This window comes from Vibrio sp. L3-7, from assembly GCF_963898195.1.
GTDB lineage: Bacteria > Pseudomonadota > Gammaproteobacteria > Enterobacterales > Vibrionaceae > Vibrio > Vibrio echinoideorum.
In genome coordinates this window covers 331,189-349,531 of record NZ_CAWQUW010000023.1, presented here as the reverse complement: position 1 = coordinate 349,531, position 18,343 = coordinate 331,189, and the positions used below count along the sequence as shown (strand labels likewise).

At 45.9% G+C, this 18,343-nt stretch carries 14 protein-coding genes; 6 read left to right on the top strand and 8 right to left on the bottom strand.

Annotated features, from left to right (window positions below):
- Window positions 1-395: 395 nt before the first annotated feature.
- The gene (locus tag AACW75_RS16540; RefSeq protein ID WP_237297482.1) at window positions 396-2,165 is read right to left on the bottom strand and encodes an alpha-amylase family protein; all 1,770 of its coding nucleotides are present in this window, start codon (window positions 2,163-2,165) and stop codon (window positions 396-398) included.
- A gap of 180 nt (window positions 2,166-2,345) precedes the next feature.
- On the opposite strand from AACW75_RS16540, the gene AACW75_RS16535 reads away from it, so the two are divergent.
- On the top strand, window positions 2,346-2,735 hold the full coding sequence (locus AACW75_RS16535) for a DUF1294 domain-containing protein (RefSeq protein ID WP_017073643.1): 390 nt from the start codon (window positions 2,346-2,348) through the stop codon (window positions 2,733-2,735).
- Window positions 2,736-2,792: 57 nt separating this feature from the next.
- Here AACW75_RS16535 and AACW75_RS16530 read toward each other — a convergent pair whose 3' ends face one another.
- Complete coding sequence (locus AACW75_RS16530; RefSeq protein ID WP_135454363.1) at window positions 2,793-3,377, bottom strand: LysE family translocator; 585 nt, start codon at window positions 3,375-3,377, stop codon at window positions 2,793-2,795.
- A gap of 141 nt (window positions 3,378-3,518) precedes the next feature.
- On the opposite strand from AACW75_RS16530, the gene AACW75_RS16525 reads away from it, so the two are divergent.
- Together AACW75_RS16525 and AACW75_RS16520 are read left to right on the top strand one after the other, a co-directional pair.
- On the top strand, window positions 3,519-3,959 hold the full coding sequence (locus AACW75_RS16525) for an Lrp/AsnC family transcriptional regulator (protein WP_010431662.1): 441 nt from the start codon (window positions 3,519-3,521) through the stop codon (window positions 3,957-3,959).
- A 26-nt stretch (window positions 3,960-3,985) separates the two neighbouring features.
- On the top strand, window positions 3,986-4,915 hold the full coding sequence (locus tag AACW75_RS16520) for a LysR family transcriptional regulator (RefSeq protein WP_054545872.1): 930 nt from the start codon (window positions 3,986-3,988) through the stop codon (window positions 4,913-4,915).
- Between the two features lie 185 nt (window positions 4,916-5,100).
- Here the strand turns inward: AACW75_RS16520 and AACW75_RS16515 are convergent, their stop codons facing one another.
- The 5 genes from AACW75_RS16515 to dsrO all read right to left on the bottom strand — a co-directional run bounded on the left by AACW75_RS16515 (window position 5,101) and on the right by dsrO (window position 12,432).
- Complete coding sequence (locus AACW75_RS16515; RefSeq protein ID WP_145568895.1) at window positions 5,101-6,162, bottom strand: c-type cytochrome; 1,062 nt, start codon at window positions 6,160-6,162, stop codon at window positions 5,101-5,103.
- A 9-nt stretch (window positions 6,163-6,171) separates the two neighbouring features.
- The gene (locus AACW75_RS16510; RefSeq protein WP_016797888.1) at window positions 6,172-6,813 is read right to left on the bottom strand and encodes a c-type cytochrome; all 642 of its coding nucleotides are present in this window, start codon (window positions 6,811-6,813) and stop codon (window positions 6,172-6,174) included.
- A gap of 521 nt (window positions 6,814-7,334) precedes the next feature.
- Window positions 7,335-10,427 (bottom strand): tetrathionate reductase subunit A, encoded by a 3,093-nt coding sequence (locus AACW75_RS16505; protein WP_145568897.1) that lies wholly within the window; start codon window positions 10,425-10,427, stop codon window positions 7,335-7,337.
- A 14-nt stretch (window positions 10,428-10,441) separates the two neighbouring features.
- Window positions 10,442-11,599 (bottom strand): NrfD/PsrC family molybdoenzyme membrane anchor subunit, encoded by a 1,158-nt coding sequence (nrfD, locus tag AACW75_RS16500; protein ID WP_145568899.1) that lies wholly within the window; start codon window positions 11,597-11,599, stop codon window positions 10,442-10,444.
- Window positions 11,596-12,432 (bottom strand): sulfate reduction electron transfer complex DsrMKJOP subunit DsrO, encoded by an 837-nt coding sequence (dsrO, locus tag AACW75_RS16495; protein WP_145568901.1) that lies wholly within the window; start codon window positions 12,430-12,432, stop codon window positions 11,596-11,598. Before dsrO ends, nrfD begins: the two co-directional genes overlap by 4 nt.
- 254 nt (window positions 12,433-12,686) lie before the next feature.
- Between dsrO and AACW75_RS16490 the strand changes: the two genes are divergently transcribed.
- The 3 genes from AACW75_RS16490 to AACW75_RS16480 all read left to right on the top strand — a co-directional run bounded on the left by AACW75_RS16490 (window position 12,687) and on the right by AACW75_RS16480 (window position 16,796).
- Window positions 12,687-14,570, top strand: a complete 1,884-nt coding sequence (locus AACW75_RS16490) for a sensor histidine kinase (RefSeq protein WP_135454376.1) — start codon at window positions 12,687-12,689, stop codon at window positions 14,568-14,570.
- An 11-nt stretch (window positions 14,571-14,581) separates the two neighbouring features.
- On the top strand, window positions 14,582-15,184 hold the full coding sequence (locus AACW75_RS16485; RefSeq protein ID WP_135454378.1) for a response regulator transcription factor: 603 nt from the start codon (window positions 14,582-14,584) through the stop codon (window positions 15,182-15,184).
- 337 nt (window positions 15,185-15,521) lie between these two features.
- The gene (locus tag AACW75_RS16480; RefSeq protein ID WP_145569502.1) at window positions 15,522-16,796 is read left to right on the top strand and encodes a tetratricopeptide repeat protein; all 1,275 of its coding nucleotides are present in this window, start codon (window positions 15,522-15,524) and stop codon (window positions 16,794-16,796) included.
- Window positions 16,797-17,043: 247 nt separating this feature from the next.
- On the opposite strand, the gene sstT is transcribed toward AACW75_RS16480, so the two are convergent.
- Window positions 17,044-18,258: a serine/threonine transporter SstT gene (gene sstT, locus AACW75_RS16475; RefSeq protein WP_102554221.1), complete on the bottom strand. Its 1,215-nt coding sequence runs from the start codon at window positions 18,256-18,258 to the stop codon at window positions 17,044-17,046.
- Between the last annotated feature and the right edge of the window lie 85 nt (window positions 18,259-18,343).

Below are 18,343 nucleotides of genomic sequence, written 5' to 3'. Positions count from 1 at the left end.
ACTTTGTCGAGTTGTTTTATTATTGAGATTTATTACGTTCACGTTTTGATATCCATATTTCATTTTTTATGAAGATGAATATCCTAGCCTTAACGTAGGTCAACTATTTGTGATGATTATATGTAAAGTTATTTTTAATACGTAAATATAAGAAACCTAGTGCCAATGTCACGTTTTGTATTCCATTAATGTTAAATTAGTTGGACCAATAACTCATTTAATTATTATCAAAAACATAAGGCGTAGAGAGTAGGAGTAGATAATAAGGATGAGAACTCATCCTTATTTATGTGAGGAAGATATCAAATTGAGTCGATGTTATTTTTATTGGTAAATTAAGTATCCTGTCCACTGTGTTTATTATCAATTAATATCTAGTATTGAATGATATATCGTTAGTTTAAAAATAGTACCCACGTCAAAGAGCTTAGTGGTTTTAATTCAATGAGAAAATGACCCACACCACCCACTATATCTAATGTTTGCCGTTGAACGCCTTCAATATGTTCATCTAGCAAGTAATTGCCATCCGCTATTTTGAGCTTTTGGACAACATCGCCTGGAATCTTTAAGTGAATACTCTCAGTGGCGTCCTGGCTGAAATTTGCGGCAACAATGGTGAGCTCTTGGTTGTCATAGCGCAGGAATGCGTAGACCGAATCACTCAGATTATTGCTTTGATGTAAGTCTCGATATTCACCAGTCATTGAAGAGTGCTTAAGCGAAAAGTTCATGACCTTCTGATAGAAGCATCGCAACTGTTTTTCGTTGTTGTTTAATAATCCGCCATCGAACGCACCATGGTTCATCCATTTTTGGTGCTGTGGGACTCCGATGTAATCGAATATAGAGGTACGTGAGGGTTGTCCAAAGCCTGCATTTTCCGCCCCCGGTTCGCCAACTTCTTGTCCAAAATAGATCATGGTCGGTGAACTGCTTAATAATGCGCTGACGAGCATTGCAGGCTTTGCGATATGTGGATTGCCAACAAACTCTGGGGAAGCGATGCGTTGCTCATCATGGTTATCCAAGAAATGCAGCATGTGATGTTCAATATCCATCATCTGATGTTGGATATCGGGGATGATTGCCGTTGAAGCCTTGCCTTGCATTATGTCTTTTAGACCGTCATAAAGGTCAACTTTATCGTACAGGTAGTCCATTTTTCCTAGGTGAATATAGTCGCGGTACAAGTCCGGCTGATAAACCTCTGCCATTAAAAAGGCATCTTGGTTTTCCATCTTTATCGATGAGTTGAGGTAACTCCAGAATTCGACGGGTACCATCTCTGCCATGTCGTAGCGAAATCCATCAACGCCTTTTTCTAACCAAAACAAGGCTATGTCTCGGAATTTAACCCAAGAGCTAGGCACATCAACAGATTCCCAAAAGCGGAAATGATCCATGTAATTTCTTTGAGCATAGTCACTTGGCAGTTCAGGGAAATCTTTTGAGCCGTCAGGGCGCACGCCGTAATTGATTTTCACCGTTTCATACCAATCATCGAAATTGGGCTTGGCTAAGCGAGAGCCGTTACCCGTCCATTTGGCGGGCGTTTCGATAAACGGAGAGCGTAGGTTAGGGTGCTGTTCACTACCAAGCGGGGTAAAGGCAGGAGCTATATCTGGCAGTTCAAAGGCGCTGTTGGGAATGTAATAGAAGTTGTTATCTCGGTGATATTCGAGTGTTGTGTCATCGTGAGCGCCAAAGTCACTGACTCCCTCTGGGTTATTTAAGCCTTGATAATGACGTGCAACGTGATTCGGTACGATATCGATGATCACTTTTAAGCCATTGTCGTGGCTTCTTTTTATCAAGGCCTCAAATTCTTCTACACGGCGCTCAGGGTTCTCAGCGAGGTCTGGGTTCACTGAGTAATAGTCTTTGACTGCATAAGGAGAGCCTGCGCGTCCCTTTACTACGCTCGGGTGATCGTCTGAGATACCGATGTGTTTGTAATCATTGATGACGGCGTGATGTGGCACTCCGGTATACCAAATATGCGTAATGCCGAGTTTGCGGATTTCCGATAGCGCTTTGTCGGTAAAGTCATTGAACTTGCCGACGCTATTTTGCTCGATTTTGCCCCATGGCACATGCTGGGTGTTTTTATTGCCAAATAAACGCGTAAAAACTTGGTAGATGGCGTACTTTTGGTTGTACATATTTATAATTCCTTTAACTTCCATCATGTTATGTAGGGATGAAAGGGCGTTTCTCTTAATTGGGAGGCTGACCTAATTGCTGTTTTATTTATACCAATCGTGGTAAATAACGGCTCATCCTTATCAAAATCTACAGGGCGTAATTGCTACAGTATGTGAGCTGTTACCCAAAAGGAGTTGATGTTGTCTTCATCTATTCAAATCGCTATCACTTATCTGGTTCTCGTGGCGGTATCCGCGTTGTTTGTAGAAAGTTCGAAAGCGCTGTTGGTGTGGTATTTGGTTATCGGATTGGTGACGTTTTTCGTGTACGCAAAGGACAAGAGGGCGGCGATCAATGGCAATTGGCGTGTGCCTGAGAAAACTCTCCATATTTTGTCTGTTGCTGGTGGTTGGTTAGGGGCTTTGATTGCTCAAGATAAGCTGCGCCATAAAACGCAGAAGCAGCCGTTCAGATCTATCTATTGGCTGACAGTGGCAATTAATGTAGCGGTGTTTGTGTGGACGTTAACACCAAGCGGGCAGGCGTTATTTGGTCGTTGGTTAAGTGAGATTATTGGATATCTTTAACCAGAATGATGGCTAGCACTTGTGTACTAACCATCACAAGATAAGAAACTTATTCGATTAGAGCATTGGAATCGTTGATGCTAACAGTAAGCCCGCCATGCCGTAATTAAAGCTTTTGATGCGTACTGGCGTTGTTAGCCAGTGCTGTAGCTGTTTGCCTGCTGCCGTCCAGAAGGTCACGGATGGTAAGTTGGCTAGCGTGAATATCGCCGCGATGATCGCAAGCTCCCACCATGAACTGCCGCTGCTGTACACTGAAATCGCAGTCAGTGCCATTGACCAACCTTTGGGGTTTACCCACTGAAAACTTGCCGCGCCAATGAAGGTCATTGGTTTATAAGCCGCGGTGCTTTTGGCTTTGCCGCTCAATGCTATCTTAATTGCTAGGTACACAAGGTAAGTCAGGCTTAGATATTTCAATATCTGGTGAGAGACAGGGTAAGCGTTGAAAATCCCCATTAAGCCGAAGCCAACCAACAACAACATGGCGGCAAACCCTAGAGCTATCCCAAGCATGTGTGGAATAGTACGGGCAAAGCCAACATTGGCACCTGATGTCATGAGCATGATGTTATTTGGACCCGGCGTGAAGGTCGAGACAAACGCAAACAAGGCAAGTGCGCTAAGTTGTTCTAAAGGCATAATGGTTCTCCTACAATAAAATGAACGAAGTGACTGACCGGTCATGACTTTCACGTGTTGAGAAACATAGTAGGTGGAAAGTGAGGCAATTATGTGCTTTTATTTCACTTATTATCACTAAATGCACAATAATAAGTACTTATGGATAGATTTGACGAAAGGATATTGCAAGAGCTTAAATTGGACGGCAGAATCTCCAACATTGAGCTTTCAGAACGAATTGGTTTGTCGGCTTCAGCGACTCTAAGGCGAGTACAGGATCTCGAGCGTAAAGGGATCATTCAAGGTTACCGCGCAGTTCTGGATAATGGCCTGATGGGTGTCGGCTTTATTGCTTATGTTTCGATTGGTTTATCGAGCCACAGCAAATCGGCTCAGCTAGAATTTGAACAGCATGTCAGCATGGAAAAAGAGGTGGTGGAATGCCACAACATTACCGGCGCTAATGAATATTTGCTGAGAGTAGAAACCAAAGATTTGCCGGGCTATAAGAAGTTTCATGCCGATGTGCTTGGGGAATGCGCTCAGGTTCAATCCATTACGACCATGGTTGTGATGGATACCCCTAAAGATGAACGCTAGTCGAGTTTTATTTCAGGAGAGGCGCAGTGCCCAATACTAATCAGTTGTTATTGTTCTTAGATGTGGTTCAACAAGGGTCGTTTACCAAAGCGGCAACCTTGCATGATATGGACAACTCATCACTCTCTAAACAAATAAAAAAGCTTGAGCAAGACCTAGGTGTTCAGCTTCTCAACCGTTCTACGCGTTCGTTCTCGCTGACGTCAGCAGGGGAAGATATTCTCGCGCAAACCTACGTGTTGAAAGACACCATCAATCAAATCCAAGGCATTGCTGATTCCTATCAGTCTGAACCTAAAGGCGTGCTACGAATTACGTCTCCCATCTATTTTGGCCAACAATATCTGCAACCTATCATCACTCAGTTCATGAGAAAGTACCCGGATGTACAGATTGTGCTGTCATTGGACGACAAGATCGCCAATATCATTGCTGGGCAGTTTGATATCGCGTTTCGCTTCAGCAAACTTGTTGAATCGAATTTGATTGCGAAGAAGATTGCCGACAGTAACTTCATGCTGGTCGCCTCGAACGACTTTGTGAAGCAGCATGGTGAACCGAAGACGCCACAAGATTTGCTCGCGTTACCTGCTGTAATTTATACCAATGGCGATATGACGGTTGATCATCTGCGTATCAGTGAAGAGCCGGGAGGTAATACTTTCCAGAGCCTAACGATTCGTGGCAACTATAAGGTGAGTGATGTTCGCACCATGGTCTCTTGCGTAAAAGATGGCTTAGGATATGGCTTCCTTGACCAATCAAACTTGTATGCCTCAATGAAAGAACTTGGCTTGGTCACTTTACTTCCAGACTACCCAATCTCTACTGCTGATACGGCTATTTATGCCGTTTATCCGCACCGTAAGCAAACCAAGCTGGTTAAAGAATTCATCACTACGGTTCAAGACTATATTGGCTCTCCGACGATTTGGGAGAAGATGCAGCAAGGTTAGTTATTTTTCTAATCGTTCAAACACAAAAAAGGAGCCAGATCGTTAAACAATTTGGCTCCTTTTTATTCGTCCAGTTGTAACCAATTTACAATGTAAAGCTTAGCTATAGCTGGTGTAAGCAACTATCCGGTCTCACTGAAAGGCATGACTACTCACGAAAACCGGTTACTGCTCTTTAAAACGAATTAGTGATCATTAATCACTTCTTTACCACTTGGGTAGGCTTTTGAACCCAGTACATGACCGTCGACTTCTTTGCCATAGTAACCTTGGTGGCTGTGGTAACGCTTAGCATTGCCGGCAACATCGCCTTTGTATCGAGGGTCTTGTGGGCGTTCATGACTGTTTACAAACGCGGCCACATCCCACGCATCCTGAATTGACAGCTGTTGGCTTTTTCCAAGCGGCATGTTTTCGTAGATGAAGTACGCGGCGGTGTTTACGCGGTGCATACCTGCGCCCCAGTTGAATGAATTTTCGCCCCAAAGTGGTGGTAGGTATGAGCGGCCGTCGTCCCCTTTGATACCTTCACCATTCTGTCCGTGACACGTTTGGCAGCTGGTTTGATAAACCTTTTCGCCACGCGCTATCGACGGTTCTTGTTCAGGGTTAGCAATCTTAGGGTAGCCGCGACCTGCAAGCTTGCTGCGGTCATCGATTGGGTATTTGCTTAACAGCTCTTCAGGAAGAGGGAAGCTCTCCGCTTTTCCTCCGACTTGTAAATCTGCATCGCTAACCTCAGGAACGGGTGTGTCTTGCATGCCGTTCTTATCCAAGATACCGCCCATTGCCAACCAGTACGAGTAAGCGGTTAGCGCGACCATCTCTTTTGAGCCCACTGCTGGTGGTAAACCATTCATTGAGTAAGTGAAACAGCCTTGGGTACGTTCTGCGTAGCTGTTTACTTTGTCATTTTTAGAGCGGTACGCAGGGTAAGCCATATACGCTCCCCAAAGAGGTGCGGCATTTGGTTTCATGCCCGCTTGCATGTGGCAGTTGACACAGTTTTGTTCATTGCCTACGAACGTACCACGCATCTGTTGTGAATCGACAAACAGCGAATAACCCAATTTTACTTTGTCGCCAAACTCCCCTGCAGGAATATCTACCAAGTCTCGTGGCACCAGATATTTGTTATCTTGAGGCTTCTCAACGGCTGGTAATTCGGTTTGGCGATCAGGCAACTCAGCTTCGGCATAAGCGATTCCAGAGGCAAGGGTTGCGGTAATTAGAAGTAGTGTTTTCATGCGAGCCCTTTAGTATCGGAAAGATGCGAAGTAGTACGACAGGTTTTTGATTTCATCGTCGGTTAGCTTGCCCGCGATGTTGCCCATCATGTTCAAATCATCACCCTTCCGAGTGCCGTTTTTCCAAGCGTTGAGCTGAGTTTGAATGTAGTCGGCGTGTTGACTGGCTAGGCGTGGGAATTTGTCTACGCCCATCCCACTTGGTCCGTGGCAGGTTGCACAAGCTGGGATGTTTCGGTCCCAATCGCCTTGGAATACAAGTTTACGATAAGGGTTATCGATATCAGCTTGTGAGCCGCGCTGTTCTAAATCGGTGAATTCGTATGAAGGCAGTGATGCAAAGTATTCTGCGACTTCACGACGAACGGCAGGGTCAGACACACCGTCAGCCATTCCCTTCATGATTGCGCTTTGACGCTCACCACTTGAGAACAGGATTAGTTGGTGTTCGAGGTAATCAGCATTCAGCCCTGCAAGCATAGGGGCGATGTTGGGCATGCCTTTACCGTCGGCTTGGTGGCAGCCGCTACAGGTTTCTGCAGCTTCTGGCATTGGGTTAGGCGCTGCTTGTGCAAAAGCGGATAAAGAAAGGCTTCCTAGAGCAGCGATGCAAAGCGTTAAAGTTTGAGTTTTAATTGTCAGCTTAGTCATGAGGCGTCGCTATTGGTTGTAATGCACGCATTTTCGACATAATTGGTTGTTCGCGCTATTGTGGATTTCCACATTAATTCACTTGGAACTTGAGGTGAGTCTCACATTAATAACCTAAATCACCATAATGGTATTGATGTGAACTTCGATAGGCTGATCCAACTGCCGTTAACGAAATGCAAGGGAACTGCCATGTTCGCCTCGGTGTAACTGCTTGTTAAGGCTCTTTTATGGCACCGATTGTATAAGCATAGCTGCTTTATGGATGCGGGCTAAAAAAGTTGTGGTGAAATGAAGATTACCTAATGGCTTTGGGTTGATTACTTTATCTAGACCGGATGCTTTATCTAGTCCCGATGCTGTATGAAGATTGGGCGTTTTATCCAAATAGGGTGCTTTTCTAGATTAAGGGGATGAAAAAGCAGAGCAACCTCGAATGACGAAGTTGCCCTGTTGTATTCTCATCTGCAAATCAGATAAAGAAGTGTTTTGATTAAGTGCTTAAGCTTACAGAGTTTAAGTTAGACCTTGTAGATCTTAGCTGGAAGCGCTTGTCTTGCCGCTGCGCCCACAACCCAATCCAGCATTACACCTTTGCCTTCTCTTGTCGGGTCAATTAAGCCTATATCATTGATGTTAACGCCATCGTTTGACTTCATTTTCACTGGTTGTTGTGTGTCACCAATCCAGTGCGCACGCTCACCGAGTTCTTTGTGTCCAAAGCCGTGTTCAAAGCCTAATGTTCCCTGTTTTATACCATCAATCACCATTGCCAACGCATGTGTGGTTGAACTCGGTGTTTCAATGGCAAATACATCGCCTGTTTTGATGCCAGCAGAAGAGGCGTCTTGCGGGTGAATGTAAACCGGGTTCACGCCTTTAATGGATTCCAAGCGTGGTGATAAGTTAGACACCGCACTGTGAATGTTGGACTTAAAGTTGGTTAGGGTGAATGGCCACTCTGTTACTGGGAACTGCTCTGCCAAAGGCGTGCCGTCTGCTAACTTTTGTGGATACCATGTAGGACAACCCATGTATTGCTCGCCACTGATGGTATTACGAGACGTACCGAGCTTTTCATTCCAAATAGCCAATGGTTTGGTCCATTTGTACTTCATGGTTTCATTGGTGTAGGCATTAGTTGCGTCTTCAAAACGACCGCCACGCGCAAAAATATACGCCACTTTGAGCATCTCTTCTGGTTTAAGCGTTTTGTTCATCACAGGGACTAGGCGCTCTAGACCAGACCAAACGATATCTTCAGCGTCTACATTCGGTACGCCGCCTTTTACGAATGCCAAGTTAGCTGCAGAGCGTAGATAGAAATCTTCAGCGCTATGAATACCGTGCCAGTTACCTTGTCTGTCTTTGATTACGTTGTCGCCGAAGCCACCTAAGCCAAGTGTTTTTGCCAGATCAATAAAGAAGTTCTCTAGGTTGATGGCACGTCCGTCTTGAGTGCGGGAAGTTTTAGGCTCAACAATCGGCCAACGAGCGGTTATCGCTTTGGTCGCGACACCATGCCAGGGAGTTGCCATGCCCCAGCTTTCGTAAGTAACCGTGTCAGGCACGAGGTAATCCGATAATGCTGTTGTCTCATTGATGAAGGCATCGATAGAGACGATCAAGCCAAGTTGTTTTGGATCCTTAAGCTTCTCCCCTAGTAAGTTGTCTAAACCCGGAACGCCATAAAGTGGGTTCGCCATGTGGTTGATCCACGCTTTTGCACGGTAAGGGTAGCCATCAATCGCAGCTGATAAATGCTCGGTTAAAAGCGGCGCAGAGATTGGGTACCACGGAGCACGCGTTGGGTAGGGTGACTCGCCTGCTGCAACGCGGCGCTTGTATTCGCTGGTCTTGTGGTAAGGGAACTTGCTGCGAGATAAGAACACGCCTTGAGGCTTAGTCTTGCCTTTGAATTTGGTAAAGTCGTAACGTGGACCTGCAACAGAAGTTGGGTAGCCGCCTGCTTTCGCCATCGCACCACCTTTCGCGTTGATGTTACCGATCAGCGCGTTCAGCATCAGAATAGAGAACGAGTTGTAGAAGCCATTGGTGTGCATGTTGCCACCGTGAGTATCAACAACTGCTTTTGTACCGTAGCTGGTAAAGCGTTTCGCCAGCGCAATAATTTGATCTTGTGGAATTTCACACTGCTCACTGTAGTAAGCAAGGTCATATTTGAAGGCTTCTTCCTTCAATCTTTGTAGAGAAGACTTAACACGAACGGTTTGACCACCGATTTCTACGTATTGATCAACGAACAGAGCCGCTTCATTCACCTGAATATGCGATGACAGCAGTGACGTTGTCACATCTAGTGCGATAAATCCGTCATCGTCAGACATCGGTTCGCCTGTTTCTAGCAATCCAATATCCGATGCACGGAGCATACGTCCATTTTGTGGGTGTGTTTCGTCACTGATCACAAGGTGTGAAGCATTACACCAATGCGTGGTGCCTGCTTTTTGCATCGCTTGTGCGCTTGGTCGAGACAAGAAATCGTGATTGTAGCGCTGGTTTTCGATGATCCATTGGATCATGCCCAATACTAATGCTGAATCAGTGCCCGGTTTGATCGGTAGCCAGTTGTTACGATCGCCCGCCGCAAGGCTCGATGATCCTGCTGGAAGGCTTGGAGTCACAATGGTGTAGCTCAGTTTTCCATTAGTACGAGCTTCAGCCAGTTGTCGTGCTTGACGCTTAAACGGGTTACCCGCTTGAGCCGGAGACATACCGATGAAAAGAATGAACTCAGCGTTGTTGAAGTCGGGCTTTAAGTGCGAGAACTTGTCTAAGTCATTCATGATCGCGCCAGAACCCGCGCGGAATGCGTAACCACAGTAAGAGCCGTGGTGACCAAAGTTGCGTGTTCCGTAGCTGTTAAACGCAAAGCGCTTCAAGATGTCATCACGACCTTCATTACCGGCATTAGTCACTAGTAACTGATTGGCTTTAGGACCGTATTCAGGGTTGTTCGGATCAAGTGGCGTTTCGATATCGCGAATCGATCGCAAGCCCTCAACTTCACCTTCACCGAATAAGTCACCACCCTCGGTGATCTCAGAGATGAGTTGTTCGTAGCTGATCGGTTCCCACTTGCCTTCACCTCGTTTACCAACACGTTTTAACGGTTGAGTGATTCGGTATGGGCTGTTTTGAATCTCTAACATGCCGTTACCACGGGCGCAGGCTGTCGATCGGTTATTGATGCCTGATTCACCAGACAAGCCAATGTAGGCGTCTTTTACGGGTGTTTTGAACGGGATTTGCTGATCACTGGATAGCGGGTGGTAGGGGTTACCCGAGATACGCAAGATCTCGTCATTGCGATTATCGATACGTACACGCAGGCCACACAATGTCCAGCAACCAAAACACATTGATGGTGCAACGCGTTGGTTTGGATTCGGCGAGATCTTACCTTGTTCATCGACACTGTATTCCGTCTCTAGCGAATTACCGTGGTGGATGTGGTTGGTTTTCTTACCAGCGGTACCATCGATAGCACCGTGAACCATGTGTTTTGTGGTTGTCGCATAACCTGCAGCAAAAGCTCCAACACCACCGGCAGCAAGGCCTGTTTTCAAAAATTGACGACGTTTGTTATCCATGATGATTCCTCAGACTACAAGCTATGTGAGCGGTTAAGTGGTGAAGGTGTATTTTGGTTAGGCTTTGATGTTGTCTTTGGCGCAGAGCCAGTTGTTCGTGTAGATACAATAGTTCGTGTAGACACGATTTCAGAGGCGAACAACGCAAGTGCTAACCAAAGGCCACACATACCAATAATACCGAGTAAACCTGCGCTACCCATTGGCAGTTCATAAGGGAATGGGCCTACATCAAAACGTGGAATGGTTTGAACTTCCATCATGGTGACCCAACGTACCGCCCATGCTGAAATGATGGTCGCAAGTGCAACACAGATAATTCCTAGCTTACTTTGCGATAGGCGTTGTAGTGGCAGCACTAAGATCATGCACAGCAAAATACTAGTAGTCATGATGCCTAAATTGATGCCCCAAGCGTCGTTCTCATACAGGTTGAAGTGACCATGGTTAGATGCCCAAATCGACGTAAGAATAATGGCAAGGCCGCCCGTTAACGTAATGGTTCTTTGCACTATAGCGAGATCTGTTGGTTTTAAACTTGGCTTGCTTGAAGGCAGTAGAGCCCAAATCAACAACGTTAAGCCCGTTGCAGCAAAGAAGGCTGTTGTGAACCAAAGCAGCGGGGAAGCCGGTTGATGCCAAAGCGGGCGGCTCGCCAAAATCGCAATCTCTGCGCCTGTGTAAAGCGCGATACTTAAGCCAGAAATAGCGGTAGCAGCAGCGAGTGCAATCATCAGCTTTGTCGATACTTGCCATTGGCCTAGTGTTAGCCAAGACAAGCGTTTTAGAAGCGGATTTTCACTCTCTTTAAGCTGTGCGATGTCATCGCGTAGGTAAACCCATGCGGTTGCGACAGCTAGCCCAGAGAATAGAGGTAAAAACAGAGAGCCTAATGACATCCATGACCAAGGTGTGATGTGAGCGTAGAAGTGCCACGCACGTCCGGGTTGGTGTAAGTCACCTGTTAGTGCTAGTGGCCCAACAATTGCGCCGATGGCCATCACAAGTACAAGAGCAGAACGAAATTGGTGGCTGGTTGAGTTCTTGAATATCAGTGCAATCAAAAACAGAATAGCGGCCGCGTAAGCCGAACCAATGTAGAAGAAATATTGAACCGCCCACGGTAGCCAAGCGATCTCTTGAGCGGGAACTAACACCTCAGTGATATTCATGCGGTCTCTCCTTGTTTGCCTTGTGCTGCGATTGCCGAGTCTTGTTTGCTAAAGGATGAGTTATCGATGGCGGCTGGATCATAAATCGCAGGCTGGCCTTCGATATGGCTAACGAAACGTTCGTTCATGCCGATATAGAAAACATGTGGGTTGGTATTCTGCTCTGGCTTGAGCACCTTGATGTCGTCTTGGTTTTCATTGAGCAGGCGGTTTATCTCGCTGTTTGGATCTTTCAGGTCACCAATGACACGCGCACCTCCAACACAGGTTTCGACACAAGCGGGCAGTAAGCCGTCTTCAAGGCGGTGCGCACAAAAGGTGCATTTGTCAGCGGTAAGCGTGTCGTTGTTAATGAAGCGTGCATCGTAAGGGCAAGCTTGAACACAATAAGCGCACGCAACGCAGCGTTCGTTGTCGACCATCACGATGCCATCTTCACGTTGGAAGGTCGCTTGAACAGGGCAAACCTTTATGCAGGGTGCGTTGTCACAGTGATTACAAAGGCGAGGCAACATGAAAGATTTCACGTCTTGTTGAACTGTCGAACCATCATCAAGGGAGACTTCATACTGTTTTACAGTGGTTCTGAACTGGCCAATCGGCGCTTGGTTTTCAACGCTACAGCCAACAGTGCACGCCTGGCAGCCAACGCACTTACGTAAATCAATCGCCATGGCGTAGCGTTTACCTATTTCGCCTTTGCGGTCAGGTTGGTTGTTATTGCGAATGACTGTGCTCGCGACTGCGGTGTTGATTCCGGCAATGGGAATGAGCGCAGCACCGGCGGAAACTTTACCGAATTGGCTGAGAAACCGTCTTTTCAATGAGTCCATAGTGGTACCTATAAATGGGTATTCGTTCTGTTGAGCTCATTGTCAGATTTTGGCCGTACTCGGGGTATTGTGGATTTCCACATACCCAGATCAAAGTTGATCTAGAACAAATGTGGTTTTACCAATCTAGCTGTTATGCTTTGTTTTAAAGACTTGTTTAAGGCGATCTAAAGCATGAGTTAGGCGTTAAACATGTCGTCAGCGTAAAGACGAAGTGAAATGAATAAACAGTCCGTTTGGAGAAAGAGATTTTAGTGACAGTCCGAAACCTAATGACAATCGTTGTCCTTTGTTGGTTGAGCCTAACCGCGGGTGCGTGTTTAGCAGCTCAATCTGAACAAGCGATAGTAGCCCCAAGCTCAAGCCAAAACACAGATGAACCCGATCAGGTTATCGAGGTTGGCGTGTTGGCGACTCGAGGTAAGCTTTCCGCTCAACAGCGTTGGCAGCCGACAATGGATTGGTTGTCTGAGCGTATTGCGGGTAAGCACTTTGTCCTCAAGCCTTTCAATTTGGAAGAGATGGCTGAAGCGGTGAAAGGAGTCACTGTCGATTTTGTTATTACTAATCCAGGTCAGGCGGTTCGATTAGGACGCCAGTATGCGCTTTCTTGGATGGCGACCATGACCAGTCATAACGTTGAAGCTCAAGGCGCCAGTAATACACGCAGCATTGGTTCCGCCCTGGTTGTGAGAAGAATGTCGCCTTATATCTCTTTTGAACAACTGAGCGGTAAGCCGATTGCGGCGGTATCGGAAAATGCATTCGGTGGTTATCTCACCATGCGTTATCAAGTGATGCAACAAGGGCTTAATCCCAACCGCTTTTTCTCTAATACCCAATTTTTAGGTTTCCCTATTGATGCCAGCTTGTACCAACTGCGAGAAGGGTACATTGAAGCGGCTGTGGTGCCTGCTTGTTTGGTTGAGAGCATGATCAGTGAGGGTTTGCTGGTGGCGGGACAATATCGAGTGATTGAAAACCAAGCGCCTGAAGGTTTTCGATGTCAGGTGTCTACGCCGTTGTACCCTAACTGGTCGTTTGCCAAAACAGAGCGGGCTTCTTCGGCACTGGCGAAACAAATGAGTCAGGTGTTATTTGCGATGCCAAAAAGCAGTGCGCCAGCCATTGCAGCGAATGCATCGGGCTGGACGTCACCGACAAGCCTGCTTTCAATCGACAAGCTTTATCAGCAACTCGACATGCACCCGCTGCAACAACCTTGGTGGAAAGAAGCGCTAATCTGGCTTAAGTACAATCAACAGTGGGCTTGGGCGTTCTTTTTGTTAGTTGTGTTTCTGAATGCCTATCACTTTTGGTTGGAGTATAAATTCAGCCGTAGCAAAAAACAGTTGGAAGCCACACTGCACAAATTAAAAAGTAAGAGTGAGCAGCTCGAACATTCTCAACGTATCGCGGTAGTCGGTGAGTTGGGGAGCAGTTTGGCACACGAAATCAATCAACCTTTGGCGGCTATTCGCAACTACAGCGAAGGCGGTTTACTGCGGATTTCGAAGAACAAACCGCTGACTGACATAGAGCCTGTATTTGAGAAGATCCAGTCTCAAGTGGACCGTGCTGATGCGATCATCCAGCGCTTAAGAAACATGATCAAAAAACGCTCATCAGATAAATCTCAAACTGATATAGAAGTGCTTCTTACAGATACCATCGAGCTACTGCAATTTCGATTAGAGAAACACAAGATAACCATTGAGCGCTACGCTGTAGGTAAGCCTATCCAGCTGCATGTTGACCCGGTGGGATTGCAGCAAGTGATTGTAAACCTGATAAACAATGCGACTGATGCGTGTAATGCTCAACAGCATCGCGAACAAAGCGCTACGTCTGATATTGATAACAAAAACAACGAACCATCGACAATTAAAGTGATTACCGAGTATCAACCGGATAAAATGATGCTGTCGGTTATCGATAACGGCACGGGCTTAGATTTCACCGAGCAACAAGTCACTCAAGCCTTCGTGAGTAGCAAAGAAAATGGCTTGGGTTTAGGGCTTGCGATTTGCCAAGACGTGATTGAAGACCACAGCGGCCAAATGGCCATCAAATCATTGACTCCTCATGGCTGTCACGTTGCAGTGACGTTACCTTTTTCTCTTTCAAATGATTCATAAGGAATCTTGTTATGTCTGAACTTCATCAAACGTTGCCGGTCTATGTGGTTGATGACGATGAGTCAATGCGTGACTCATTAGTGTTCTTATTGGAAGAGCATGATTTTACGGTGACAGCTTATGAAGATGGCCCGAGCTTTCTGGATTCAGTCGACTTGAGTGTTGCTGGATGTGTGGTGTTAGACAGCAGAATGCCTGAAATGAGAGGGCAGCAAGTTCATGAGTTGATGGTGAAAGCGCAGAGCCCACTGTCGGTTATCTATCTAACGGGTCACGGTGATGTGCCAATGGCGGTTGAAGCGTTGCAAGCTGGTGCGGTGAACTTCTTTCAAAAACCGGTTAAAGGCGGAGAACTGGCTGAGGCGATCAAGAAAGGATTAGACGCTTCTCAGAAGCATTTACATATGAATGTGTATCGCCAAGCCTATGCTTCCTTAACCGAGCGCGAAATAGACATTCTTGAGCAGATCATTGATGGCAAGCGCAACCAGAAAATTGCCGATGCACTTTGTATTGCAGTGAGAACGGTGGAAGTACACCGAGCGAGTTTGATGAAGAAATTCTCTGCGAAGACAGTTGCCGAGCTTGCTTACGTCTATGGACAGTTGAACTAACGATATAGCGATATAACGATATAACGATAGTATGTGACGCTGCGAAAAGAAACACGCCAAGATTGCGATCGTTTTTCAGATTTTTTCTGACGCAACCGGTCTTCAAAATTACCCTGTATTGAAGCAAGATCACACCATTTGGGGAGCGCATAACGATAGGTCTCTGCAGGCTTTTTATCGCTATGTATTCCTGAGATACTGAACTAAGTTCATTTTGGGGCGGAACGTGTCAATAACGACACTTTTCCCTGTAATTCGAAACATTCACTATGGTTGATGACACCTCGATATCGAGATTTGTATCAGCCGAGTTAGGTTAATATATTTTATGAGTACAATGGGAATCGCAATTGGTGCGACGGCTCTTTCGTTAATACTTGTGGCCGTTTGGCTGATTTCTTTATCGCTAAGAAAGCAGCGACTGGAACAAGAGCGAAAAGCGCGAGCAGTTGCTTACCGAAAGGCGATTGAAAAAGCTCGAATACAAGAACAAAAAGAGCGCCACTTTAAGGCTGAAACAGGGCATACGCCATCAATTCTGTATTTAGCGAAAGAGGCTGAGCGTGGCAATATTAAGGAAGCTTTGTATTGGTACGACAAAGCTGCTCATTTAGATAATATCAACGGTATGTATGGCGTTGTTCGTCTCAGTATGAAGCGCAAAGAAGACCTGATTTTAAGAGAAAAAGCCAACTTTTGGCAGCTTGCGATATCCGCACTCGATAACGATCTGGTTGCGAAATTCGAGATGGGCAAAGCGCTCGTGTTTGGTCGTGGTACGGATAAGAATATCCCTAAGGGTTACACCTACATCGAAGAGTCGGCGGCGGGGGGAAATACCGAAGCAATGCTGTTTATCGGCGACTGGTGCTTAGACAAAGAAAACTCAGATTATTCAGCAGAAAGCGCAGTTGAGTGGTATCGCAAGGCAGCAGAAAAAAACAGTTTAGACGGCAAGATCAAGCTTGGTACATGTTATTTGAACGGCGTCGGCGTGGAATCTAATCACGGAGAGGCAGTGTACTGGTTTGAAACTGCAGCTGAGAAGAACAATTCAGAAGCAATGTTTAGAGCTGGTGAAGCTTGGATTGACCATGGTGAACATGGCAGTGCTATTGCTTATATCTGGCTATTTTTATCAGCTCACTTTGGCTATTCAGAAGCCAAGCAATTACGAGACAAAGTTGGGGGCGACCTTGGTGTGGATGCAGTAGTGGGTTTGCAGGCTCTGACTAAGCCGATAATGACCAAGCTAACGCAAGAAGCGATCACCAAGCACTCAATTGTTAAAGCGCTCAACAAACTCTATAAGCGTAATGTGCCTATTCCTAAGAAAGTGAAGGAGGCATCAGATGAAGATATAGATGAGCTAGGAACGGAGAGCAGTAACTCGAAAACACAAGCTCAGAGTGAGCAAGGTTCTAATGTAGATTTCAGCCAACAAGCGAAGGCGACTGCTAATCAAGATAACGGTACAGTAAACCAGAGTCAGAACTCAGCTCAACCTTCAGCGAATAACCAAACATCGCCAGATAAGCTAACAAATACTAACAACGGTTCTTTGGATTTTAGTCAGTCTGCAGTTGAACCTAGCTGGAAGAATAATCACTAAGATCTAGAACTTTGGTTACGTAGCTCATCGACAAAAGTAGGCTATCCGTAGAGTGACAATAGTTATTAATTCACTGAAACTCTAGCGGGAATCTAGAAGACAAGAACAACAAAAAGGGAAGCAGAAGCTTCCCTTTTTGTTTATATGCGATTTGCTTTTAGAGCTTAGAGCTTAGAGCTTAGAGCTTAGAGCTTAGAGCTTAGAGCTTAGAGCCAAAGGCTAATGACTACTAATAGCCAATAGCTAATTAAGCTTTGTTTTGCTCAGCTTTACATACAGCAGCAGTGAACACTACGTCTGTTGAGCTGTTAAGCGCTGTTTCAGCTGAATCTTGAATCACACCGATAATGAAGCCAACCGCAACAACCTGCATCGCTACGTCGTTCGAGATACCGAATAGGCCACATGCTAGTGGAATCAATAGTAGTGAACCACCTGCAACACCTGAAGCGCCACATGCTGAAATTGCAGCGACTAGGCTTAGTAGGATTGCTGTGAAGATATCAATCTCAATACCCATTGTGTGAACAGCAGCAAGCGTTAACACAGTGATGGTGATTGCAGCACCCGCCATGTTGATCGTTGCGCCTAGAGGAATCGATACCGAGTAAGTATCTTCATCTAGGTTTAGCTTCTTACAAAGGTTCATGTTCACTGGGATGTTTGCAGCGCTTGAACGAGTGAAGAATGCCGTTACACCTGATTCACGGATACATTGAAGTACAAGCGGGTATGGGTTCTGCTTTGTCTTGATAAATACAAGCAGTGGGTTAACCACAAGTGCGATGATCAGCATTGAGCTAAGTAGAACCGCTAACAGTTGACCGTAGCTTGCCAGAGCATCAAAACCGGTTGTTGCGAACGTAGTCGAAACAAGGCCGAAGATACCGAATGGCGCAAGACGAATAATGAAGCGCACAATGTGCGAAACACTTTGGCTTAGATCTTCGAAAACGGCTTTAGTTGTTGCAGATGCGTGATGCAGTGCAAGACCAAGACCGATAGCCCAAGCAAGAATACCGATGTAGTTCGCGTTCATTAGCGCACTTACTGGGTTGTCTACAAGCTTGAATAGAAGAGTATGAAGAACTTCAGCAATACCTTGAGGAGGGTTAGCACCTTCAGCGCCAGCAACCAGTGTCAAAGTGGTTGGGAACATGAAGCTCAGAACTACCGCAGTTAGTGCAGCAGAGAACGTACCAATCAGGTAAAGCACAATGATTGGACGCATGTGAGTATGCTGACCTTTCTTTTGGTTTGCGATAGAAGCTGCAACAAGAATGAATACTAAAATTGGGGCAACAGCTTTCAGAGCACCAACAAACAGACTACCTAGTAGACCTGCGTCTTGAGCTGCTGAAGGAGAAACCATGGCGAGAACGACACCGAAAACAATACCGGCAAGGATCTGTAGGACAAGGTTCCCACGAGCGATGCGGGCGAGCATGTTGTTGTTTTGCATAAAATACCTGCAATTGTTAAATTATTATAGTGATATATTTTTTTATAAAGTTGTACCAATTCCAACTATACACTAGTGGAATGGG

Excerpts from the sequence above, each read along its gene's own strand:
- AACW75_RS16540 (WP_237297482.1), bottom strand. The coding sequence starts at position 2,165 with ATGTACAACCAAAAGTACGCCATCTACCAAGTTTTTACGCGTTTATTT.
- AACW75_RS16535 (WP_017073643.1), top strand. The coding sequence starts at position 2,346 with ATGTTGTCTTCATCTATTCAAATCGCTATCACTTATCTGGTTCTCGTG.
- AACW75_RS16530 (WP_135454363.1), bottom strand. The coding sequence starts at position 3,377 with ATGCCTTTAGAACAACTTAGCGCACTTGCCTTGTTTGCGTTTGTCTCG.
- AACW75_RS16525 (WP_010431662.1), top strand. The coding sequence starts at position 3,519 with ATGGATAGATTTGACGAAAGGATATTGCAAGAGCTTAAATTGGACGGC.
- AACW75_RS16515 (WP_145568895.1), bottom strand. The coding sequence starts at position 6,162 with ATGAAAACACTACTTCTAATTACCGCAACCCTTGCCTCTGGAATCGCT.
- AACW75_RS16510 (WP_016797888.1), bottom strand. The coding sequence starts at position 6,813 with ATGACTAAGCTGACAATTAAAACTCAAACTTTAACGCTTTGCATCGCT.
- AACW75_RS16505 (WP_145568897.1), bottom strand. The coding sequence starts at position 10,427 with ATGGATAACAAACGTCGTCAATTTTTGAAAACAGGCCTTGCTGCCGGT.
- nrfD (WP_145568899.1), bottom strand. The coding sequence starts at position 11,599 with ATGAATATCACTGAGGTGTTAGTTCCCGCTCAAGAGATCGCTTGGCTA.
- dsrO (WP_145568901.1), bottom strand. The coding sequence starts at position 12,432 with ATGGACTCATTGAAAAGACGGTTTCTCAGCCAATTCGGTAAAGTTTCC.
- AACW75_RS16485 (WP_135454378.1), top strand. The coding sequence starts at position 14,582 with ATGTCTGAACTTCATCAAACGTTGCCGGTCTATGTGGTTGATGACGAT.
- AACW75_RS16480 (WP_145569502.1), top strand. The coding sequence starts at position 15,522 with ATGGGAATCGCAATTGGTGCGACGGCTCTTTCGTTAATACTTGTGGCC.
- sstT (WP_102554221.1), bottom strand. The coding sequence starts at position 18,258 with ATGCAAAACAACAACATGCTCGCCCGCATCGCTCGTGGGAACCTTGTC.